This window comes from Halomicrococcus pelagicus (assembly GCF_050954125.1).
In genome coordinates this window covers 23,186-44,926 of sequence record NZ_JBPBWC010000015.1, presented here as the reverse complement: position 1 = coordinate 44,926, position 21,741 = coordinate 23,186, and the positions used below count along the sequence as shown (strand labels likewise).

Genomic DNA, 21,741 nt, shown 5'->3' with positions numbered 1-21,741 from the left:
CACGTGAGCACGTCTTCCCGCATCGCGCGACGGTTCGAGGCGACGCCGTTCCTCGAGAAGCGGGACGTCTCGCTCCTGTTCGTCCTGCCCGGACTGTTCGTGTTCACGGCGTTCATGCTGTTCCCGGTGCTGTATCTCGTCGGCATCTCGTTCACGAACGCCACGCCGGCGACGCTGTTCGCGGGCGACGGAGCGCTGTCGGTCCTGACGCTCGGGGAGGCGGAGTTCGTCGGTCTGCAGAACTACGCGCAGGTCCTGTTCGGCGGCCAGTTCCACGTCGTCCTGCTCGGGGAGACGCTCGCCACCCTCCCCATCAACGGCCAGTTCTGGAACTCCTTCGGCGTGACGTGGCTGTTCGTCGCCACGAGCGTCACGCTGAAGATCGGCCTGAGCCTCGGCATCGCGATGGTCGTGACGAGCGACCGCGTCCGCGGCAAGCGGCTCATGCGGTCGTTCATCATCCTCCCGATGGGACTGCCGGCCATCTTCACTGTCACGGTGTGGCGTGGCATCTTCAGCTCCGCCGAGTTCGGGCTCGCGAACCAGATCCTCGGCGAACTCGGGGTCGGTTCGGTTTCGTGGCTCGCCGAGCGGTGGCCCGCCTTCTTCGCGTACAACGTCACGGAGGCGTGGCTCGCGTACCCGTTCATGGTCATCATCACCGTCAGCGCCCTGCAGGACGTGCCCGAGGAACTGCACGAGGCGGCGAAGGTCGACGGAGCGGGCTACTTCTCCCGGTTCCTGCACGTCACCCTGCCGTCCATCAAGCGACCCGTGCTGTTCGCGTCCATCCTGACGGCCGCCGCGTCGTTCCAGCAGTTCCTCATCCCCTACGTGTTCAACCAGGGCGGCCCGGCCCGCGCGAACGAACTCCTGGTCGTCTACGGCTACCGCGAGGCGCTGCGGTTCCAGGAGTACGGGCGCGGGGCGGCTATCAGCCTCGTCGCGGTCGCGTTCATCGGCATGTTCATGTGGCTGAACGTCAAGCGCGGCAAACTCGCCGACGGGGTGTCCGAGCAATGAGTCTGTTCGACGGCGTCGGACGGAAGCTGAAAGAGGACGCACGGACCATCGCGCTCGCTCCCGTCGGAACCGTCCGGGACGCGACGTACACCGTCGAGCAGGTCCGGCGCGGCGAGCTTTCGCCGGTCGAACCGCTGAAGACTGTCGGGGCCACGCTCGGCGCGCTCGTGATGGTACTGCTGTTGCTGTTCCCCGTCTACTGGATTCTCATGGCCGCCCTGGCCGGAGCCGGCGGTTCGCTGCTCTCGTCGGACGGCCTGCAACTGTTCCCGGAGACCCCGACGCTGAAGCCGTTCCTCTGGGTCCTCGGCGACCTCGGGATTCCGGCGTACACCATCGCGGTGAACCTCCCGCTCACCGACCTCGCGCTCGTCGTCGAGACGCCCGAGTTCGTCTTCCTCGACGTCTCCCAATACGGCGTCGAGAACCCCTCCTCGTTCAAGAAGTTCTTCTGGAACAGCGTCTCGGTCGCCGTCCCGACTGTCCTCATCTCCATGTCACTGGTCGTGCCGGCGGCGTACGCGCTCTCGCGCCGGGAGTTCATCCTCCGTCGCAAGGTGCTCTTCCTGTACGTCCTGATGACGCAGGTCGGCGGCGGCCTCGGCGTCGCGTTGCTCATCGGACTGTACACCGTCTACGTCCAGTTCGGAATCAACGACAGCAAGCTCGCGCTCTCCGTCTACTACGCCGCGACCGCGGTTCCGTTCAACACCTGGCTCCTGAAGACGTACATGGACGGCATCCCGGTCTCCTACGAGGAGGCGGCCGTCGTCGACGGCGCGCCGCCGTGGCGCGTCGTCACCGAGGTCATCCTCCCCCTGTCCACCGCGGGACTGGCGACGGTGTTCGTCTTCACGTTCCTCGCCGGCTGGACGGAGTTCGTCGTCGCCCAGACCCTGCTCGGCACCGACAACTACACGCTGCCCGTCGGGCTGTTCTCGCTCGTCAGCGAGTACTCCATCCCGTGGGCGCGCTTCTCGGCGTTCGCGCTCACCTTCGCGACGCCGATAATGCTGGTGTACCTGTTCGCCCAGCGGTACATCGAGGGCGGCCTCTCTTTCAGCGGGATGGAGGGCTAGCGCCTCGTTCTCCGCTTCGACGACGCAACAGCCTCTTTCTGCCTGCGGACCCTGTCGTGACGTATGACCGACGAAGCGCGACCGTCCGCCGGCACGGCAGCCGAGGAGGCCGCTTCGCGTTCGGGCGACCGACGCTGGCTCGTCCTGAATCCGACGAGCGGAACCGCCGACCACATCGACGACGTCCGACGGCTCGCTACCGAACGGGGGTACCGCATCGAGGAGACGGAGGGACCGGGGCACGCAGACGAACTCGCGCAGGACGCCGTCGCGGAGGACGTCGACCGTCTGGCGGTCGCGGGCGGCGACGGAACGCTCAACGAGGTGGTTCGCGGTCTCGACCGGGCGAACGGTCTCGATTCCGTGACGCTCGGCGTCGTCCCGACGGGGACGGCGAACATCTTCGCGACGAACGTCGGCATCACCGGCATCGAACACGGGTTCGAGATGCTGGACCGCGGCGAACGGCGGGACATCGACGTCGGCGTCGCCGGCGACACGCCGTTCGTGATGTCCTGCATCGCGGGACTGCCGGCGGACGCGAGCGTAGCGACGAGCGGCGAACTGAAGGAACGCTTCGGCTCGCTCGCGTTCGTCATCGCCGGCCTGCAGGAGGTCGCCTCGTTCGACGGTCTCGACATCGAACTCACCGCGGTCTCGCAGGGCGAGGAGACGACCTGGCAGGGTGAAGCACTGAGTGCACTCGTCGGGAACATCCGCCGGTTCACGAAGAAGGGCGGACAGGCGAACGTCGAGGACGGCCTCCTCGAGGTGGTCATCATCGAACAGATGCCCCCGAGCGACATCATCGAGGAGGGAATCGCCCATCGGCTGTTCGGCCAGGACACCGAACACGTCGTTCACGTCCGGGCGAGCCAACTGGAGATCGACAGCCAGAGCGGCGAGCCGATAGATTTCAGCCTCGACGGCGAACTGAGCTCGCACGAACGGCTCGTGTTACACACCCGACCGCACGCGCTCACGGTCTGCGTCGGACCGGAGTACGACCCCGACCCGGCGTACGAGTAACGGCCGTGACTCTCGTGTGACGAGTCGCTCACGGCGACCGCTCCCCGTCACCGGGACGGGTTAGGACCGTTCTCGCCGGACGACTCAACGTTGACGCCGCACATCCTGTGTCACGACGACGCGGACGTCGTCCCGATGGCTCGCTGCGGGTCTTCGTCCGGACCTGGCAAAAAAGGAATGCAGCGACCGATTGACTATTGACGCGACCGCACTCGGCGGGAGAGTCGTCTCCGTCAGGCGTTGTTCATCCGCTGGCTCGTCGTCTGCCCGCAGCTCAGACACTCCGTGACGCGGTATGGTTCCCGCGAGAACTCCGTGTTCTCGTTCTTGTCGCTCTCGGTCCGAATCTTGATCTGGACCTGATGCGGCGTCGTGCCAGCACAGTTGTCACACGATTCCTCGACGTCGCCGGTTGCGGTGTCAACAGACATGGTGTATCACTGGCGTTCGGTCACGGTGAGGCACTACCGGCGTCCGCCGCCGGACGACCGCACCTCGCCGCTCCGTGTCTTTCCATTCCCCGTTCAGTGGCTGATTTCTCCTGCCTGTCTGTGCAAGTCGACTTTAAGTGAGCCGTTGTATTCGTCCGTTCCTCCCAGAACGAAACACGTCCTCTTCCTACCTCGCCAGCATTTTCCCCGTCAGTTCCGAACGTCGGAGCCGGCCGAACGGCCGGATATCGTCCTCACCGGGTGCGCTCAGCGTCGGAGCGCGCGACGGAGGCGCGTGAGGAGGCCGTCCGAGGTCGGGAGTTCGCGGGCGAGCGCGTCGAGTTCGTCGTCGCCGAAGCGGTCGTCCGTCCGGGCCTCGCGCAGCCACTCCTCCCACTCGGTCGCGGTCAGCGTGCCGCGCGACTCCGGCCCCCACTGGTCGACGAGCGCCTCCCGGTCGGCGAACGGAACGTCCATGCCGCTGTCGCCCCAGAACAGGGGAGCGAGTTCGAACGCGTACGCGTCGTCGTCCAGGAACCTGACCCGGTACGGATACCCGTTGTAGAGGACGACGTCGCCCTCGGTGACGACCTCTCCGTTCGGCAGTTCGAGCGTCCGGCCCATTTGGCGGGGTTACGTACTCGGACCTCTTGGGGATTCTCCCCGCCCCGCCTCGGTCCGGGAATCGCGCCGCCTGCCGGCGACCTCGGCGTGGCCGACGCGTCGGTACGGCTAGTCGAGAATCTCCTCGGCGAGCGCCGGGACGAACGTCCCGACGTCCGTCACCATCCCGATGGCCTGCGCGCTCCCCCGGTCGAGGAGCTGGGTAACGGTCGCGGGATTGATGTCCACGCACACCACCGGCGTCGTCGACGGGAGGCAGTTGCCCACCGCGACGGAGTGCAGCAGCGTCGACAGCATCAACACCATGTCGGCCTCGTGGGCCTGCTCGCGGATGGCGTCCTGAGCTTCGACGGCGTCGGTTATCGTGTCCGGGAGCGGCCCGTCGTCCCGGATCGACCCCGCGAGGACGTACGGCACGTCGTTCGCGACGCACTCGTACATCACGCCCTCCTCGACGAGTCCCTCCTCGACCGCCGGCTCGATGCCCCCGGCGCGAACCACCTCGCTGATGGTGTAGATGTGGTGTTTGTGACCCTTCCGTGGATGCTCCATCGTCTCCACGTCCATTCCAAGCGAGGTACCGTAGACGCCGCGCTCGATGTCGTGGACTGCGAACCCGTTGCCCGCGCTCAGCATGTCGACGTATCCCTCGCGGACCAGTCGCGCCAGGGCGTCGCCCGCCCCCGAGTGGATGAGCGCCGGCCCGGCGACTGCCAGCACCGTGCCGTCATCGGCTTTCGTCTCGACGAGGACCTCGGCTATCTCGCGGATGAGCGACGCCGACGGGCGCTCGCTCGACACTCCGCCCTGCATGAAGCCGAACGGACCGCTGCCGCCGCGCGGGCGTTCCGGCGGGTCCACGCGCACCCCCGCCTCGCCGGTCACGACCAGGTCGCCCGCCTCGATGGCGTTGAGCACCTTCGTGTACGCCCGCCGCTCGTCCGGTTCGACGACGACGGCGCAGTCCATCTCGATCCGCTCGACGTCGATCCACTCGTCCTCGTGGCGGACCTGCGTCGGGTGATTCGTCGTTGAGTAGAAGCCGTTCGGGACGACACGGTCGGCCGGCGCTGGTTCCAGCCTCGCGTTCGGCGGGTCCGTCAACTGCGCACCGCTCTGATGGAGTTCGTGCAGTATCGAGCGCAGCGTCTCCTCGTCCGGCGCGGTGACCGTCATCCGGCAGTACGACTCCTCGTCTTTGTGTTCACCTACGTCGAACTGCTCGACGTCGAAGTTGCCGTCCAGGTCCATCACTACGCCGAAACACCGCTGCATCATCCCGGAGTCGATGATGTGTCCTTCGAGTTCGACCGTCCGAGCGACCGTCATAGCCCAACAGAGGACGGTCGCTCGTATCAGCGTTGTCACGCGGGCAAAGCTACGTCGCTTCGAGGGCCCGCTCCCCACTCCGCCCACGCGACGGACGTGACCGCCGGGGAGTCGTCCCGGGAGCGACCGGTCGACTGCACGCGCCGCCGGTTGTCGCGGCCGTCCCGTTTTATCCCCTGGAGAGCGACGACCCACACATGTCCGACGGAACCCGTCTCGACGACGCCGCAACGCTCGTGACCGGTGCGACGGCCGGAATCGGTCGCGCCAGCGTCCGCGCTCTCGCCGAAGTGGGCGCGGACGTCGCGCTCGCCGCCCGCCGCGAGGAACGACTGGAGTCGCTGGCCGCCGACGTCGAACGCGAGTTCGGCGTCGACGCGCTCGCGATTCCGGCCGACGTCACCGACGAGGCGCAGGTCGAGGCGATGGTCGACCGGACCGTCGACGCGTTCGGCGGTCTGGACGTCGTGGTCAACAACGCCGGCCTCGGCCGCGAGGAGGGGGACCTCACGGACCTCTCGACGAAGAAGTACCGCCAGATGATGGACGTCAACGTCGACGGCTCCTTCTTCACCGCGCGTGCGGCACTGCCGCATCTGCGCGAGTCCGCGGGCAACCTCATCTTCCTCGGGAGCTTCGCCGGGCAGTACCCCCGTCCCGGTGCGGCGGTCTACGCGGCGACGAAGTGGTGGACGCGCGGGTTCGCGCTGAGTCTCGCTGGGAGCGTCGGCGAGGACGGCGTCGGCGTGACCGTCGTCAACCCCACGGAGGTCCGCACGAAGTTCGGCTCGGAGGACGACGACCCGTTCGAGGCGCGTTTCAAGGAGGGCGAAGTGACCGAACCCGAGGAGGTCGCCGACGCGGTCGTGTTCGCGGCGACCCAGGAACCGCCGACGACCGCGAACGAGATCGATCTCTACCGGCGGGACAAGTTCGAACACTTCTGAGGGAGGCCGCCGTGGCCGAGGCGATCACCGTAGCCTCCGGGAAGCGCCCCGTCGCGCGTCGCCCGCGCCGTTTCCGCCGGGGAACGGTACCGAGGGTCAGTCCGTGCGCCGGAACGTGTACGCGCCACACTCCGGGCACACCTGTCGCTGCCGTTCGAAGAAGCAGCCACAGCCGGTACAGACGTAGAGCGGATCGCTCTTGCCGTCTCGGTCGAACAGGGTCGCCTTGAACGTGGAGAAAACGCCCATTTCAAGTCACCGTAACCTGGAGTTCGGGCGCTTCCACCATAGGTAATCCCTGCTTAACGCCGGTTTGAGCCGGTTTGTCCCTCCGAGTAGCGCGCCCGGACGGACGTCTCGTGAATCGTCTGGGCCTGTCTGGGGAAACTGAACCCTGGGGCGTCGAGGGTAGTGTGCCGACGGCGACCCCCCGACGAATCGTTCGTCTGCTACGGACCTGCCGTCGCGGCGTCGCCCGGGACGGTCACTCGGTGACGACCGTCACCGTGCCGTCGAAGTCGAGGATGACCGACTGCGTGGTGTCTCCGAACAGCGCCTTCCCGGCCGGCGTGCGCTTGTCGCCCGCGAGGAAGACGTGGTCACAGCCGTACTCGTCGGCCGCGGCGAGAATCTCGTCGCGTTCGTTGCCGATGCGCCCGACCGCCTCCCACTCCGCGCCGACGTCTTCGAGCATCTCGCGGCCGATGTCGGCCGCGAACTGGCGCGCACCCTCCAGCGCCTGCCCCGCGGTGTACGACGACTCCACGTCGGGAATCCGCTCCAGCGACTGGCGCGTGGACTCGTACTCCTCGTCCGTGGTCACGTGGAGCAACACGAGGCCGGCGCCGACGCCCGCCGCGAGTTCGCCCGCATCGTGAACCAGTCGTTTCGCGGACTCCGACGCCTCGACGACGGCAAGTGCTCGTTCCATATCGACCGTCGTTTACGTTCATGTAATAAATAGATTGGCACTTCGGCGCAAGCGCCGGCCGCACTGGCGCGCTCGCCCCGTCTCCTGCCAGGGCGAGTTCGACGCGACCCCGAGCGTCGACAAAGTCGGCTGCTCAGTCCGCACGGGCGTCGGTGATGCGGTCGAACTGGTCGTCAGAGAGCGATATCTCGGCCGCGCCGAGGTTCTCCTCTAGCTGGTCGACGGTGCGCGCGCCGACGATGGGGGTGCAGGTGAACTCGCGCTGCTGGACGAGCCAGCGGAGCGCGACCTGCGGCGGCGTCGCGTCGAGTTCGTCCGCGACCGCCCGAATCTCGTCGAGCACGTCCCACCCCGTCTCGGAGACGTAGTACTCCTCGAAGCTGTCGACGAGCTCCGCCCGGGAGCCCTCGGGCGCGTCGCCGTCGCGGCTGTACTTCCCCGTCAGGAAGCCGCCGGCCAGCGGCGAGTACGGACAGACCGCGACGTCCTGGTCGGCGCAGACGTCGAGGTAGTGCTCGACCGTCTCGTCGGTCGCGGCCGCGTGGTACATCGGCTGGGTCACGTCGAAGCGTTCCAGCCCCTCCACGTCGCTCGTCCAGAGCGCCTTCGTCAACTGCCAGGCGGCCATCGAACTCGCGCCGAGGTAGTTCACCTTCCCCTCTTCGACGAGTTCCGTGAGGACGGACAGCGTCTCCTCGATGGGCGTCTCCTCGTCCCAGCGGTGGATGTAGTAGAGGTCGAGGTAGTCGGTCCCGAGGCGCTCGAGCGTCCCTCGAATCTGGCTGCGGATGTGCTTGCGCGAGAGGCCGCTGTCGTTGGGACCGTCGCCCATCGGGAAGTACACCTTCGACGCGAGCACGAAGTCCTCCCGGTCGCGGTCGGCCAGCCAGTCGCCGATCCAGTCCTCGCTGGTGCCGGAGGGGTCGCCGTACACATTCGCGGTGTCGATGAAGTTGCCGCCCGCTTCCGCGAACGTGTCGAGCAGGGCGTGGGCCGTCTTGCGGTCCGTCTCGACCACGCCGTCGCTCTCCTTGGCGAATCGCCACGTGCCGAGACAGAGTTCCGAGACCTTCGTTCCAGTGTCGCCGAGCGTCCGGTATTCCATGTGTGAGTCGTCTTCGCGGAGTGACCTAAAAGTCGGGAAAGCGGTGAGACGGGAGCGGCGTCGAACGGCGGCACGCCGTCGGAGCGCCGTCGAGAACGGTCGCGACACGACCATCAACCGGTCGGTTCGACGTTCTGGTTCATCCTGAACAGGTTCCCCGAATCGTACTCGTTCTTCAGTTCGACCAGTCGGTCGTAGTTGCTGCCGTAGGCCGTCCGTTCGCGCCCTTCGCGGTCGCCGATGAAGTTGACGTACGCTCCGCCGGTCGCGTGTTCCGCCAGGGCCTCGTCGCACTCCCGCACCCACTCGACGTACTCGTCGCCCTTCGATGAATCCTCCCAGCGTGCGGCGGGGCTCACGATGAACTCCGCGTTCCGATGCGGGTACGCGGTCGCGTCCGAGGCGACGTCGTTGACGGCCCCACCGACCTGGTGGACGAGGATCTCCGACTCCGGCGTCGGAAGCCGTTCGGCGTACTCGACCACGGTGTCGACCACTTCGTCGGTCAACTCCGTGAAGTTCTGCGACTTCCAGTAGTTCCGCGCGCCCGCAGACTGTAGCTCGTCGAACGTGGTCTGGGCGGCCGTGTACCGCGTCGGCGCGACGGTGTCGGCGACGGGGTCGCCGTACTCCCGGAGCGGTGCGAGCGCCGCCTCACCGTCTCCGACATCGCCCGCGTAGAACGCGACAACGACGAGAACCTTCGTTCCGACGTGCTCCTCGGGGAGGAACGGCAGGGGCGGTGCCGTCAGGCTGTTCACCCAGACGCAACACTCTCGCGGTGCGTCGCGCGTGAAGTCCCCGTAGTGTCGGAGCACGTCGGGCGCGTCCTCGTACGCGTAGACGATCGGCCCGAAGAGCACCTCGGGACCGACCTCGTGACACCGAAATTCGAACGACGTGACGACGCCGAAGTTCCCGCCACCACCGCGGACCCCCCAGAAGAGGTCCTCGTTCTCGTCCTCGCTTGCGTGGACGAGTTCGCCGTCCGCCGTCACGAGATCGACCGAGCGCAGATTGTCGATGGAGAGTCCGTACTTGGGGCTGAGCCAGCCGAGTCCGCCGCCGAGCGTGAGGCCGGCGACGCCGGTCGTGGACACGACGCCGCCTGGGGTCGCGAGGCCGAACGCCTGGGTCTCGTGGTCCATGTCGCCCAGCGTCGCGCCGGGACCCACGCGGACCGTCTCCGCCTTCGGATCGACGCGAACGTCGTCCATCTCCGAGAGATCGATCATCAGGCCGTCCTCGCAGATGGCGTTGCCCGTGACGTTGTGACCGCCGCCTTTTACCGACAGAACCAGGTCGTTTTCGCGAGCGTAACTGACGGCGGTTACGACGTCCGCGGTGCCAACGGGTCGGGCGATGAGTCCCGGCGTCCGGTCGATCATCGCGTTCCACACCGTCCGGGCTTCTTCGTATCCCTCGTCGCCCTCGCGGAGCACGTCCCCCCGGAACCGGTCTCGAAACGTCTGCGTTGCAGTTTCGTCCGTCGTCGTATCCCTCGATTTCATGTCGTTCACTCCAAGCAGCGACCGTACGCGTCCGCTGCTGCGACCCGTATCGCCCCGCCCGGTCGCCGTCCCCCCTCTGTTTACGGGCGTACGGGGGTTCGAGTACCCGTAGCGGCTCAGCGGCCTGACCACTCGCTTCGCAACGGCATAGTAATTCGGGCATTGGTACCATACCACGATAGCTTGCCCGCCGGCGTCTCGAAACCGAGGAGAACGCCGGTCCGACGGAACCGACTGGTAGACCATCGACGGACGAAAACGCCGATGCCGTTCCGATTCGGCGTCCGTTCGAGACCCCGTCGCGGAGAGACGTTTCGAGACGAGGACGCGCTTCGGAGGAGGGACGTCGAGCAACCGCACCCGCCAGGGGAAAGCGTTCGGTACCGAACCGAGACGGCCCGGACGGTCGGGCGCCCCCGGCCCACCTCACTCGTCGCCGCCGGCCCAGGAGTCGAGCGTGCGCTGGACGGCCGCCTCGCCGACCGCGCGTCCGAGAACGTCGAACCCGGCGCGCTCGCTGCGGTCGTCGGCGGAGGCGATGAGCCGCGAGACGATGAACTCCGGCGTCGACCTGCCCACCGTGTCGAACCGCGGCTGGTAGTCGACCTGGAGTTCGAGGTCGTCGTCCAGCCCCTCGGCGAAGATGCCGTCCTTCCGCGCCTGGTCGGGCAGGGGATTGAGGTCGTCGGCGAGGTGGGTGACGAACACGCCGAGCGCGCCCTTGTCCACGGTCAGGCCGACCAGTCCGTGCAGGAGGTCGGCGGCGCTCCCCGGTTCGGTGATGGCCTCGAACTCGTCGACCAGCATCAGGGTGCGTCCGTCCGTGGTCAGCGGCGGGACGATGCTCCGGAGCGTCGACTCCAGCACGCCGGCGTTGAAGCTCGCGTGCCGGCGGTGGAAGACGATGGCGTCGGACGGGGACACCTGCGCGCGGTCGGCGGGGACGGGCATTCCCATCTGGGCGAGCAGGCCGACCTGACAGAGCGTCTCGAGCAGCGTCGTCTTCCCGCCGCTGTTCGCGCCGGTGAGCACCGAGACGCGGTCGCCGCTCGGCGGCCCCGCCACGCGGTGGTCGCCGACGCCGTACGTGATGGGCTGGACCGACCCGCTCCCGGCGGCGAGAAAGAGGTTGCGCGCGTTCTCGACGGCGAACGCGCCCTCGGCGAACTCCGGGCGGGTCATCTCGAAGGCGTCCGCGAAGCGGGCGAGCGACAGGTGGAAGGCGAGGTCGTCGACGGTCTCGACGGCGGCGTCGATGGCCTCGCGGGCGGCCTCGATATCCTCGCGCAGTTCGGCGGCCACCCGCTCCTCGCGCTCCTCGACCGCCTCGCGCTGGGCCTCGACGACCGCCCGCAGCGACTGGCTGACGAAGTCGGTCGCGTCGGTGGCGTCGCCGGTCGTCGCCGACCGAATCTCCCCCGGTCCGATGCCCGTCTCGTCGGCGACGTACTCGACGAACGACTCGCGGAACTCGTCGGGGCCGCGCACGTCCCCCGACTGGACGCGTTCGAGCACGTCGAGCGCGCCGCTCTCGAGGCGCTCGACGGCGGAAAGCGCCTCCCGTCGGCGGTCGAGCTCCTCGTCCGCGCCGGCCGCGACCTCGCCGTCGTCCAGCTTCCCGAGCGCTCCGACGGCGGACTCGAGCGCGTCGCCGTCGATGGCCGCGACGGGGGCGAACGCGCCGTCCGAGACGCCGGCCTCGCGGAGCGCAAGCACGGTCTCGACCGCCGCGCGCTCGCCGCCGTCGTACCCCTCGAACGCGTCGAGGACTGCCTCCCGCGTCGCTTCGTCTACGTCGCCCCACGAGTCGGTCGCCTCCGTCACGGCGTCGAGACGCTCCTCGGCCGCTTCGCGGGTCGGGAGCGGCGTCAGCACCCGGATGCGGTCGGCGGCGTCCTCGGTGACGGCGTAGTCACTGGCGAGGTCGAGCAGGTCCTTGTACACGGAGCGCGTGTCGCGGGTCGCCAGCACGGCCATCCCCTCGCCGCCGTTCGCGCGCCGGAGGATGCGGGTCGCTCGCCCCCGCGCGAGCCCCGCCTCCGTCAGCGCGCGCACGTCGCTTCCCTCGATGGCCTCGATCGCCCGCTCGACCCCGAGTTCGGATTCGAGCAGGTCGCTCGTCTTGGGTCCGACGCCCCAGTAGTCCTCCAGTCGCATACCTGTCGGCTGACACGGACCCACCTTAACGATTTCCAGTGGGAGCCGAAGCGTTCAGGTGTCCTCGTGACATCTTTCTTCCAGATGGCGGTCGACGAATCCACCCCTCCGCCCAGCGTCGTTCACGTCGGAGTACCGGCCGGCGTCCGCGACGCGGCGGCGCGACTCGACGAGACGGTCGAGGGGGTCGCGGACGCGTCTGCGGCGTTCGACCCGGAACCGGAGTGTCTAGTCTGCGAACACCGACCGCCGGAGCGCGACGCCCGCGAACTGCTCGCGACGGCGGCCGAGCGCGCGCCGGACTGTCCCGTCGTCGTGGTCGCGCCGGACGCCGCCCACCCGGAACTGATCGACGCGGGCGCGACGGACTGCGTTCGCCCCGACCGCTCCGCGCGCCTCGCGCGCCGGGTCGAGAACGCCGCCGAGCGCCGCCGCGCCGAGCGAGACCGGTCGACGGTGGCCGCCCGCTTCGACGCGCTTGTCGACTGCGGCCCCGACGCGGTCGTCGTCGTCGACGACGCGGGCACGATTCGGTACGCGAACGCCGAGGTCGACCGTATCCTGGGCTACGCCCCGTCCTCGCTCGTCGGCGAACCGCTGGCGACGCTCGTGCCCGAACCCCGACGGGGCGACCACCGCGACGTCCTCGACTACTGTCTCGCGGGCGACGGGGGAGCGGACGACGGGGGCTACCGCGAACTGCCGGGTCGCCACAGCGACGGTCACGAGGTTCCCTTGACGGTCGCGTTCCGCCTGTTCGAACGCGACAGCGACCGGCGGTTCGTCGGCGTCCTCCGGGACGTCTCCGGACGGCGCGCGGCCGAGACGGCGCTCGAAGCGACCCAGGAGCGCTACCGGACGCTGGTGGAGACCTGTCCGGACGCCCTGTTCGTCGCGGACGCCGAGACGGGCACCGTCCTCGACGCGAACCCGGCGGCCGAGGACCTGCTCGGCAAACCCCGCGAGGAGATACTCGGCCTCCACCAGAGCGACCTCCACCCGTCGGACGACGAGACGTACTACCGCCGTATCTTCGACGACCACGCCGACCGCGGCGGCATCACGCGCCGGGACGGCGACCTCACCGTCGTCCACGACGACGGCCACGAGGTGCCGGTCGAGATAAGCGCTAACATGACGGAACTCGACGGACGGGAGGTCATCTACGCCGTCTTCCGCGACGTGACCGAGCGTGCGGAACGGACGACGGCCCTCGCCTCGCTGCGCGCGGCGGCCCGTGAGTTCATCTCCGCGGAGACGAGGGAGACCATCTGCCAGGTGACGGTCGAGACGGCCCGGGACGTCCTCGGCACGTCGCTGGCGGCCGTTCACCTGTTCGACGCCGACGAAGACGTTCTGCGGCCCATCGCGGCCACCGACGAAGCCCACCGGGTGTTCGACGGCGTCCCGACGTTCGGGCCGGACGAGTCGCTCGCGTGGGACGTGTACGAGAGCGGCTCGCCGGCGGTGTTCGGCGACGTCGGGTCGATGACCCGCGCGTACAACCAGAATACGCCCGTCGACACGGAGGTCATCGTACCGCTGGACGACCACGGCGTCCTGACCGTCGGGTCGCTCGACGCCGCGACCGTCCCTGACTACGCGCTCGATTTCGCGCAGATTCTCGCCGCGAACGCCGCTCGCGCACTCGACCGGGCGGAGCGCGAGGGGACCCTGGCGTCCCAGCGCGCGGAACTGGCGGAGCTGAACCGCATCAACGCGGTCATTCGCGAGGTGGACCGCGCGCTCGTCCGGGCGACGACCCGCGAAGCGGTCGGCGACTCCGTCGTCGAGCGGCTGACGGACGGCGGCCCCTACGAACACGCCTGCATCGTCGAACGCGGGGCGGGCGGCGACGTCCGGAGCGAGGCCGCCGCGGGCGAGACGAGCGGAGACCCCGAGGCCGTGGCGACGCGAGCGGCCGACGCCGGACGCGTGGTCGTCGAGGAGGGCGGGGAGGACCTGGCCGCCATCCCGCTGGAGTACCACGAGACGGCGTACGGCGTCCTCGTCGTGACCGCCGACAGGGCGAGCGCGTTCGACGACCGCGAGCGCACCGTGCTCGTGGAACTCGGGGAGACCATCGCTTACGCCATCGCCGCCGTCGAGAGCAAGAAAGCGCTCGTCAGCGACGCCGTCGTGGAACTGGAGTTCGCGGTCAGCGCCGCGGCCGACCACTTCTTCGTCGACGTGCCGAAGCACGCCGACTGCGCGTTCGAGTTCCGCAGCGCGACGGTGACCGCGGGCGGGTCGATGCTGTACTACCTCACGGTCAGTGGGGCCTCGCCCGAGCAACTGATAGAGCGGGTGCGGTCGTTCGACGAGGTCGAACGCGTCCGGGTCGTCGACGCTCACGACGACGGCGGCCTGATAGAGGTCGTCAACGACGACGCGCTGGTCCTGGCGCTGGCCGACCACGGCGCGACCCTGACGTCCGCGAGCGCCGGCCCGGACGGGGCACGAGCCGTGGTCGAACTCCCCGTGGACGCGGACGTCCGCGGCGCGGCCGAAACCATCGAGCGCTACTATCCGAGCGTGGAGTTGCTGGCCCAGCGCGAGCGCGACCGCGTCGGGACCACGCCCCGGCACATGCGGACTGCGCTCGACGAGGCGTTGACCGACCGCCAGCGCACGGCGCTCGAAGCCGCCCACCTCGCGGGCTACTTCGAGTGGCCCCGGGCGAGCACGGCCGAGGAGGTCGCCGAGTCGCTCGGCGTGACGGCCCCGACCTTCCACCAACATCTGCGACGAGCCGAGTCGAAACTGCTCGACGCGTTCCTCGAGGAGTAGTTCCGTCGCGGTCGCGTACGCTACCCACACGCTCATGACCGGTGCGTCCGTCGGACGACGCATGCAAGTCGAAGTCGACCGATTACGGTCGGACGTCGAAGCGAACGCCGAGTTCGGCGCGCTGGACGTCGACGGCTGGGGACGGACCGTACTCGCTGGCACCGACGCGAACCGGCGAGCGCGCGAACGCCTGGTCGACCGCCTCGAAGACGCCGGACTGGACGTGCGGGTCGACGCGGTCGGCAACGTCGCAGGACGGTGGACGCCGCCGAGCGCGGACCCCGCTGCCGCCCCGGTCGCGGCCGGCAGCCACCTCGATTCGGTCCCCGAGGGCGGCATCTTCGACGGCCCGCTCGGGGTGTACGCCGCGCTGGAGGCCGTTCGGGCGATGCAGGACGCCGGCGTGGACCTCGACAGGCCCGTCGACGTCGTCTCGTTCACCGAGGAGGAGGGCCAGCGGTTCGCCGACGGACTGCTCGGCTCCTCCGTGGCGGCCGGCGAGCGGTCGGTCGAGGACGCGCTCTCGTTGACCGCCGAGCGCGTGGACGAGAACGGAGACGGCACGGACGACGAGGAGACGCTCGAATCGGCGCTCTCGTCCATCGGATTTCGCGGGGAGGGACGGCTCGACGCGAGCGAGTGGGACGCGTGGCTGGAACTGCACGTCGAGCAGAGCCAGCGCCTCGAACGCGCCGGCGTTCCGGTCGGCGTCGTCACGACCATCACCGGCATCACACACTGCGCGGTCGACGTGGTGGGCGAGGCTGACCACGCGGGGGCGACGCCGATGCTCGAACGCACGGACGCGCTGGTCGCCGCCAGCGAGTTCGTCCGCAGCGTCGAACGGGCGGCCCGCGACGCCGACAGCGAGACGGCGGTCGGGACGGTCGGCAGCCTCGACGTCTCGCCGAACGCGACGAACGTCGTCCCGGGCCGGGTCGAGATGGGCGTCGACGTGCGCGACGTGGACTACGACGCCATGAACGACATTGTCGACGACGCCCGGTCGACGCTGGCGCGCATCGAGGACGAGCGCGGCGTCGAGACGCGACTCGACCGGCGCTTCGACCTCCGCCCGACGCCGATGAGCGACCGGGTGCGCGAGACGGCCCACGACGCCGGCGAGGCCGCGGACGTCGCGACGCTGGACCTCCACTCCGGCGCGGCCCACGACACGATGCACGTCGCGAAGGTCGCCGACGCCGGTCTCCTCTTCGCACCCTCGCGCGACGGCGTCTCGCACAACCCCGCCGAGTGGACCGACTGGGACGACTGTGCGACCGCGACCCGCGTGCTGGCCGGCGCGCTCGCCGACCTCGCCGGGGCGTAGACGCATCGCTCGGCGCTTGAATCGTCGGCATCGACGTGATGCACCGGGCGGTGACGTCCACTGGTGCGAGGGACGCGAACTCCCTCTCGCGTCGTCCCCGCGGGTCCGAAAACGGCTACTCCCGGCTCGGTTGCGTCCCCGATGCGTTCTCGCAGGTTTCACAGGATCGCGAGTGGCGGTAGACGACGAGACCGCCGAACAGGACGGCCGTGACCGCACCGAGGAGCGGACGAAGCGGGTCGAAGTACGTCGTGAGCGCGGAGCTACCGAACAGCGCGAGCAGGAACGCGTTGCAGATTGGGCAGCCGAACGCCAGGAAGCCACCGACCGTCCCCACGGTCGCAGCGCCGTCGTCGCGCCAGTTCTCGGGGACGGTCCTCTGGACGCTGTAGATGCCGAGGAACGCCGCCGTGAGCGTGAGAAACAGGTAGTCGAGCGCCGTTCGGGGAACCATACGTGCGTACAGCGGGTTCGGAATCAGCCCCGTGACGACGCCGAAGAACGCGAACGCTACGACGCCTACCACGACACCCTTTCCGAGTCGCCGTCGAGCGGTCGACACGACCGTGACGTAGCGCCGAACCCGTTTCAAGGCCACGAACGGTTTCCGAGCCTGAAAACGCCGTCCGGCACCGGAATCGATCGCGGCAGCGACGAAGCGTGCCCGGAGCGCGGCGGCTAGTCGCCCTCGTCGCTCCGTTCGGTTCCCGCCTGAGCGACGGGGTCGTACCCGGTGAGGTCCCGGAGTTCGTCCTCGGAGAGGCCGGTTCCCTCGTGGGCCACCGCGTCGATGCCGACGCCGCTGGTGACGACGGTGCGGAACGCCTCCTCGACGGTCATGTCCACGTCTTCGAGGCTCTCGTCGGGAACGTTGATGACGAACCCGCCCATGACCGGATTGGGTGCCATCGGGAGGAAGACGGTCGTCATCTCCTCGTTTCCGGTGGCCTCACAGATGCCGTCGGGCGTGTTCGCGGTGACGAACGCGACGGTGTAGGAGCCGTCGATGGGGAACTCCAGCAGTCGCACGTCGCGGAAGTTGTCGGCGTCGCTCTCGAGCATCGCGTCGCCCATCCGGCGGAAACTCCGGTAGACGGTACCGAATCCAGGGACGCGGCTGATCGCCCTGTCGAAACCGTCGATGGCCGTGTCGCCCATCGGGGAGTGAGCGAGGAGTCCGACGAGGAAGACGAGAGTGGTTATCAGCAGGGCGGCGACCAGTCCCAGCACGACGACGGAGTCGACGGGGACGAGGCTGAGCATCGGGACGAGCAACCGCGAGACGAAGTTCAGCAGAACGACGATGACGTACAGCGTGACTATCAGCGGCAGGACGACCGTGATGCCCGTCAGCATGGCCTCCCGTACCGTCTCGTAAAGCCCCTGCGACCGTTCGGACTTCGTACCCATTTCCCTACCGTACTCTCCCGGCCCTTCAAGGTGTGATGCCTGCAAATGCAACCTTCGATCCGAAGCGCCTGCAGGCGAGGCGGGAGTCGAGCATTCGTACGATTCGACGGGAGCGGACGCGATTCGTCGCCGTTCGAGCGACTTTAGACGCGGCTTCCGCGAGTTCGTGGCGGAGTGGCCAGTTCCCTTACGGACCGTCGCGGCGAACGAACGTCCATGAGCCATCCCGTCGAACTCACGCAGTCGGAAGCGCGCGAGGTCATCGCGGCGCTCTCGGCGGAACCCGCCGGGTCCGGAAGTACGAGCGACGAGCGACGTCTGAACGTTCGCGAACAGTTCGAGGAGGCGTTCGGCTTCGAGAACGAGACGACCCAGGAGGGACTGGTCGACCAGGCGAAAGACCTCCTCGACGACGAGTCGAAAGAACGGGTCTCGCTGTCCGACCGCGAAGCCGAGACGGTCGTCGACGCGCTTTCGTCGTTCGAGGGGACCACTGACACCGACCAGGAGACGGTGCGGGACCTCCGCGAGACGTTCGAATCGGAGTACGACGTGCACGGCGGGCGGTAGCCGGACGGTTCGCGGGTCTCCGCCCGACGACCTCGTCCCGCCTTACTTCTCGTTGACTTCGAGGACGCGACCGGCGGCGATGGTCTGGCCCATGTCGCGGATCGCGAAGCTGCCGAGCTCGGGAATTTCGCTGGACGGCTCGATGGAGAGCGGCTTCTGGGGGCGCACCGTGACGACGGCGGCGTCGCCGCTCTGGATGAAGTCCGGATTCTCCTCCTCGACCTCCCCGCTCGACGGGTCGATTTTCTGGTCGATGGACTCGATAGTACAGGCGACCTGCGCCGTGTGGGCGTGGAAGACCGGCGTGTAGCCGGCCGTGATGACGCTCGGATGCTGCATCACGACGATTTGCGCCTGGAACGTGTCAGCAACGCTGGGCGGGTCGTCGGCGGGGCCGGCGACGTCGCCGCGGCGGATGTCGTCCTTGCCGACGCCGCGGACGTTGAACCCGACGTTGTCGCCGGGGCCGGCCTCCGGGACTTCCTCGTGGTGCATCTCGATGGTCTTGACCTCGCCGCTCACGTCGCTGGGCTGGAAGCTGACGTTGTCGCCCGTGTTCAGCATCCCCGTCTCGACGCGCCCGACCGGCACCGTCCCGATGCCCGAGATCGTGTACACGTCCTGGATGGGAAGCCTGAGCGGCGCGTCCGTCGGCGGTTCGGGCGTCGGTAGGTCGTTCAGGGCCTCCAGGACGACCTCGTCGTCGTACCACGACATGTTGTCGCTGAGTTCGACGACGTTGTCCCCCTCCAGCGCCGAAATCGGGATGAACGAGGCGTTCTCCGTGTCGAACCGCACCTGGTCCAGCAGGTCTTTGACTTCGGTGACGACCTCCCGGTAGCGGTCCTCCTCGTAGTCGACGAGGTCCATCTTGTTGACGGCGACGATGAGCTCGCTGATGCCGAGCGTGCGGGCCAGGAACACGTGCTCCTGGGTCTGGGGCGCGACGCCGTCGTCGGCTCCCACGACGAGCACGGCGTTGTCGGCCTGGGACGCGCCCGTGATCATGTTCTTCACGAAATCGCGGTGGCCAGGCGTGTCCACGATGGTGAAGTAGTACTCGTCGGTGTCGAACTCCTGGTGGGCGATGTCGATGGTCACCCCGCGTTCGCGTTCTTCGGCGAGGTTGTCCATCACGTAGGCGAACTCGAAGCCGCCCTTGCCCTTCTCTTCGGCCTCTTCTTTGTGCTGTTCGATGACGTGCTCTGGAATCGATCCCGTCTCGTACAGCAGTCGGCCGACCAGCGTGGACTTCCCGTGGTCGACGTGGCCGATGATGGCCAGGTTCTGGTGTGGTTTGTCGGAACTCATGATTAACCCCGGTACCCCCGTACCGTGTTCGACAGTCGGGGCCGAGATACAAAAATCGTTGTGTCGGTTCAGGCAGTCGCAGATAGGTGGGGGTCAAAGGTGCCGTCCGGTTCCGTCGTTTCGCTCTCGTCTGCCGACCGCCGCCCCCGCCCGATCGTCCACGATACGGGCGGGAACTTCCCCCTTCGCAGGTCGTATTGCCGTCCCGCTCCACGGACGACGCGTGACGAACGTAGCAATCCTCGTCCTCGCGGGCACCGAATCGCACGCCGACCTCGGCCGCGTCACGAACGCGCTCCAGGCCGCCAAGGAGTTCGACGACGCTGGCGACGACCTCGAAATCGTCTTCGACGGCGCGGGCACCCAGTGGGTCGCGGAACTCACCGACGACGACCACGATCTCAACCGCCTCTACGAGGCGCTGGAAGACCACGTCAGCGTCTGCGACTACTGCGCGGGGGCCTTCGATGTGGAGGGTGCCGTCGAAGAGAGCGACGCGACCGCTCTCGACGAGTACGAGGGCCACCCGAGCGTGCGCGACCTGGTCGCGGACGGCTACGAGGTCATCACGTACTGAGCCACCGACCCGTTCCGTCTACGGCGATGGCTCCGGACGACGGCCGCCAACCCCTTTCCCCTGTCCATTTAAATAACTGAACGACCAGGATGGCGTATGCGCGCGGCTGTCCTCCACGAGTACGGCGAACCGCTCTCCATCGAAGATGTCTCCGACCCCGACACCGCCGACCACGGCGTCGTTATCGAAACGGAGGCCTGCGGCATCTGTCGCAGCGACTGGCACGCCTGGCAGGGACACGGCGAGTGGGCCGACGACCGGGTGCCGAGAGGCCAGATTCTGGGCCACGAACCGGCCGGCACCGTGGTCGCGGTCGGCGAGCAGGTCGAGAGCGTCCGCGAGGGCGACCGTGTCGCGGTCCCGTTCAACCTGGGGCGCGGGCGCTGTTCGTACTGCCGGAACGGCCACGGCAACGCCTGCGAGAACGGCATCGCGCTCGGGTTCGAGGCGGCGGCTCCCGGCGCGTTCGCCGAGCGAGTGCACGCGCCCCACGCCGACTACAACGTCGTCAGGTTGCCGGACGGCGTTGGCGCGACCGAGATGGCGGCCCTGGGCTGTCGGTTCGCCACGGCGTACCACGCGCTGGCCCACCGCGCGGACCTCACGCCCGGCGACTGGGTGGCGGTCCACGGCTGCGGCGGCGTCGGTCTCTCTGCGGTTCAGGTCGCGGACGCGCTCGGCGCGAACGTCGTCGCGGTCGACGTGGACGACGACGCGCTCTCGGGCGCGGCGGACCTCGGGGCCGACGAGACGCTGAACGTGGCGAACGCCGACGCGCCGGCCGTGATACGGAACGTCACGGGCGGCGGTGCCGACGTCTCCGTCGACGCGCTGGGGGTCGCCGAGACCTGCCGGAACTCCGTCGACTGCCTGCGTCGCCGCGGCCAGCACGTCCAGCTCGGCCTGACGACCGACGAGGAGCGCGGCGAGGTGTCGCTCCCGACCGACGCGATGACGATGCGCGAGATAACGTTCCTCGGTTCGCGGGGGATGCCGCCGTCGCGGTACGGCGAACTCCTGCGGATGGTAGAGCGCGGTACCGTCGACCCGGGCGCGCTCGTCGGTCGCGAGGTGGCGCTGTCGGAGGTACCTGACCGCCTCGCCGCGATGGGCGACTACGAGACGAGCGGCATCGAGGTCGTGACGGAGTTCGCCGAGTAGCCCGCGGCGGCAGCGACGTGAGAACGGCGAGAGTGCAAGTGGAGAGAACGCGAGGAGTCCCTGGCGACCGGGAGAGCGAGCACGCAGTACGGAGACGCCGGAGAGGGCGAGTTCGCTATCGCGCCGACGGGAGTACGTCGGTCACGGGCGCGAGGTCGTCGCCGATTCCTTCGGCGTCGCAGTCGTCGTTCGGACATCGATAGTGCCAGCCGTCGTCGGTCGCCGCGTCGGCGTCGAAGCGCTCGCCGCACTGCTTGCAGAAGAGGCGGTCGATATCTGCCGTGCTGGGGCGCTCCCGACTTGCAAGTTCAAGTCCCATAGTTACCCATTCGCCAGCATCCATAAAAGAACCTCCGCTTTTTCTCGGGCGACCGGAACGCCACCGCGCCAGTGACGCGAACGTCACCGGGTTACCTGCGAGTTAGC

At 68.4% G+C, this 21,741-nt stretch carries 21 protein-coding genes; 9 read left to right on the top strand and 12 right to left on the bottom strand.

Annotation, left to right across the window (positions count from 1 at the left end; translation table 11 throughout):
* Positions 1–3: 3 nt before the first annotated feature.
* The 3 genes from ACRYA2_RS20225 to ACRYA2_RS20215 all read left to right on the top strand — a co-directional run bounded on the left by ACRYA2_RS20225 (position 4) and on the right by ACRYA2_RS20215 (position 3,131).
* The gene (locus ACRYA2_RS20225; protein ID WP_433632353.1) at positions 4–1,023 is read left to right on the top strand and encodes a carbohydrate ABC transporter permease; all 1,020 of its coding nucleotides are present in this window, start codon (positions 4–6) and stop codon (positions 1,021–1,023) included.
* Complete coding sequence (locus tag ACRYA2_RS20220; RefSeq protein WP_433632351.1) at positions 1,020–2,102, top strand: sugar ABC transporter permease; 1,083 nt, start codon at positions 1,020–1,022, stop codon at positions 2,100–2,102. Before ACRYA2_RS20225 ends, ACRYA2_RS20220 begins: the two co-directional genes overlap by 4 nt.
* Before the next feature lie 63 nt (positions 2,103–2,165).
* Positions 2,166–3,131, top strand: a complete 966-nt coding sequence (locus ACRYA2_RS20215; protein WP_433632348.1) for a diacylglycerol/lipid kinase family protein — start codon at positions 2,166–2,168, stop codon at positions 3,129–3,131.
* Positions 3,132–3,364: 233 nt separating this feature from the next.
* Here ACRYA2_RS20215 and ACRYA2_RS20210 read toward each other — a convergent pair whose 3' ends face one another.
* The 3 genes from ACRYA2_RS20210 to ACRYA2_RS20200 all read right to left on the bottom strand — a co-directional run bounded on the left by ACRYA2_RS20210 (position 3,365) and on the right by ACRYA2_RS20200 (position 5,515).
* Positions 3,365–3,562: a DUF7835 family putative zinc beta-ribbon protein gene (locus tag ACRYA2_RS20210; RefSeq protein ID WP_433632345.1), complete on the bottom strand. Its 198-nt coding sequence runs from the start codon at positions 3,560–3,562 to the stop codon at positions 3,365–3,367.
* A 267-nt stretch (positions 3,563–3,829) separates the two neighbouring features.
* Positions 3,830–4,186, bottom strand: a complete 357-nt coding sequence (locus ACRYA2_RS20205; RefSeq protein ID WP_433632342.1) for a hypothetical protein — start codon at positions 4,184–4,186, stop codon at positions 3,830–3,832.
* A 108-nt stretch (positions 4,187–4,294) separates the two neighbouring features.
* Complete coding sequence (locus ACRYA2_RS20200) at positions 4,295–5,515, bottom strand: ornithine cyclodeaminase, nickel-pincer nucleotide-dependent (RefSeq protein WP_433632339.1); 1,221 nt, start codon at positions 5,513–5,515, stop codon at positions 4,295–4,297.
* A 197-nt stretch (positions 5,516–5,712) separates the two neighbouring features.
* Between ACRYA2_RS20200 and ACRYA2_RS20195 the strand changes: the two genes are divergently transcribed.
* Positions 5,713–6,462, top strand: coding sequence for an SDR family oxidoreductase (locus ACRYA2_RS20195; RefSeq protein ID WP_433632336.1), 750 nt, complete (start codon positions 5,713–5,715; stop codon positions 6,460–6,462).
* Positions 6,463–6,558: 96 nt separating this feature from the next.
* Here the strand turns inward: ACRYA2_RS20195 and ACRYA2_RS20190 are convergent, their stop codons facing one another.
* The 5 genes from ACRYA2_RS20190 to ACRYA2_RS20170 all read right to left on the bottom strand — a co-directional run bounded on the left by ACRYA2_RS20190 (position 6,559) and on the right by ACRYA2_RS20170 (position 12,166).
* On the bottom strand, positions 6,559–6,711 hold the full coding sequence (locus tag ACRYA2_RS20190) for a hypothetical protein (protein ID WP_433632333.1): 153 nt from the start codon (positions 6,709–6,711) through the stop codon (positions 6,559–6,561).
* Between the two features lie 235 nt (positions 6,712–6,946).
* A complete protein-coding gene (locus ACRYA2_RS20185) occupies positions 6,947–7,393 on the bottom strand; it encodes a universal stress protein (RefSeq protein WP_433632330.1) in 447 nt (148 codons plus the stop codon).
* A 133-nt stretch (positions 7,394–7,526) separates the two neighbouring features.
* Entirely contained in the window at positions 7,527–8,498 is a 972-nt protein-coding gene (locus ACRYA2_RS20180; protein WP_433632328.1) for an aldo/keto reductase, read from the bottom strand.
* A 113-nt stretch (positions 8,499–8,611) separates the two neighbouring features.
* Positions 8,612–10,009: an FAD-binding oxidoreductase gene (locus tag ACRYA2_RS20175; protein WP_433632326.1), complete on the bottom strand. Its 1,398-nt coding sequence runs from the start codon at positions 10,007–10,009 to the stop codon at positions 8,612–8,614.
* Between the two features lie 426 nt (positions 10,010–10,435).
* Positions 10,436–12,166 (bottom strand): MutS-related protein, encoded by a 1,731-nt coding sequence (locus tag ACRYA2_RS20170; RefSeq protein ID WP_433632323.1) that lies wholly within the window; start codon positions 12,164–12,166, stop codon positions 10,436–10,438.
* Between the two features lie 66 nt (positions 12,167–12,232).
* Here ACRYA2_RS20170 and ACRYA2_RS20165 point away from each other — a divergent pair, with 66 nt between their 5' ends.
* Positions 12,233–14,956 carry a PAS domain S-box protein gene (locus tag ACRYA2_RS20165; protein WP_433632321.1) on the top strand — a complete coding sequence of 908 codons (2,724 nt, stop codon included), beginning with the start codon at positions 12,233–12,235 and terminating at the stop codon, positions 14,954–14,956.
* A gap of 61 nt (positions 14,957–15,017) precedes the next feature.
* Entirely contained in the window at positions 15,018–16,286 is a 1,269-nt protein-coding gene (locus tag ACRYA2_RS20160) for a M20 family metallo-hydrolase (protein WP_433632318.1), read from the top strand.
* Positions 16,287–16,401: 115 nt separating this feature from the next.
* Here the strand turns inward: ACRYA2_RS20160 and ACRYA2_RS20155 are convergent, their stop codons facing one another.
* Both ACRYA2_RS20155 and ACRYA2_RS20150 read right to left on the bottom strand, forming a co-directional pair.
* Positions 16,402–16,812, bottom strand: coding sequence for a hypothetical protein (locus ACRYA2_RS20155; RefSeq protein WP_433632316.1), 411 nt, complete (start codon positions 16,810–16,812; stop codon positions 16,402–16,404).
* Between the two features lie 152 nt (positions 16,813–16,964).
* Complete coding sequence (locus ACRYA2_RS20150) at positions 16,965–17,696, bottom strand: DUF502 domain-containing protein (protein ID WP_433632313.1); 732 nt, start codon at positions 17,694–17,696, stop codon at positions 16,965–16,967.
* Positions 17,697–17,912: 216 nt separating this feature from the next.
* Between ACRYA2_RS20150 and ACRYA2_RS20145 the strand changes: the two genes are divergently transcribed.
* Positions 17,913–18,266 carry a hypothetical protein gene (locus ACRYA2_RS20145; RefSeq protein ID WP_433632311.1) on the top strand — a complete coding sequence of 118 codons (354 nt, stop codon included), beginning with the start codon at positions 17,913–17,915 and terminating at the stop codon, positions 18,264–18,266.
* Between the two features lie 42 nt (positions 18,267–18,308).
* On the opposite strand, the gene tuf is transcribed toward ACRYA2_RS20145, so the two are convergent.
* Positions 18,309–19,577, bottom strand: a complete 1,269-nt coding sequence (tuf, locus tag ACRYA2_RS20140) for a translation elongation factor EF-1 subunit alpha (protein WP_433632308.1) — start codon at positions 19,575–19,577, stop codon at positions 18,309–18,311.
* A gap of 223 nt (positions 19,578–19,800) precedes the next feature.
* Here tuf and ACRYA2_RS20135 point away from each other — a divergent pair, with 223 nt between their 5' ends.
* The gene (locus ACRYA2_RS20135) at positions 19,801–20,154 is read left to right on the top strand and encodes a DsrE family protein (RefSeq protein ID WP_433632306.1); all 354 of its coding nucleotides are present in this window, start codon (positions 19,801–19,803) and stop codon (positions 20,152–20,154) included.
* Between the two features lie 96 nt (positions 20,155–20,250).
* Positions 20,251–21,315 carry a zinc-dependent alcohol dehydrogenase family protein gene (locus ACRYA2_RS20130; protein ID WP_433632304.1) on the top strand — a complete coding sequence of 355 codons (1,065 nt, stop codon included), beginning with the start codon at positions 20,251–20,253 and terminating at the stop codon, positions 21,313–21,315.
* 115 nt (positions 21,316–21,430) lie between these two features.
* Here the strand turns inward: ACRYA2_RS20130 and ACRYA2_RS20125 are convergent, their stop codons facing one another.
* The gene (locus ACRYA2_RS20125; protein WP_113276325.1) at positions 21,431–21,634 is read right to left on the bottom strand and encodes an HVO_2901 family zinc finger protein; all 204 of its coding nucleotides are present in this window, start codon (positions 21,632–21,634) and stop codon (positions 21,431–21,433) included.
* Positions 21,635–21,741: the final 107 nt, after the last annotated feature.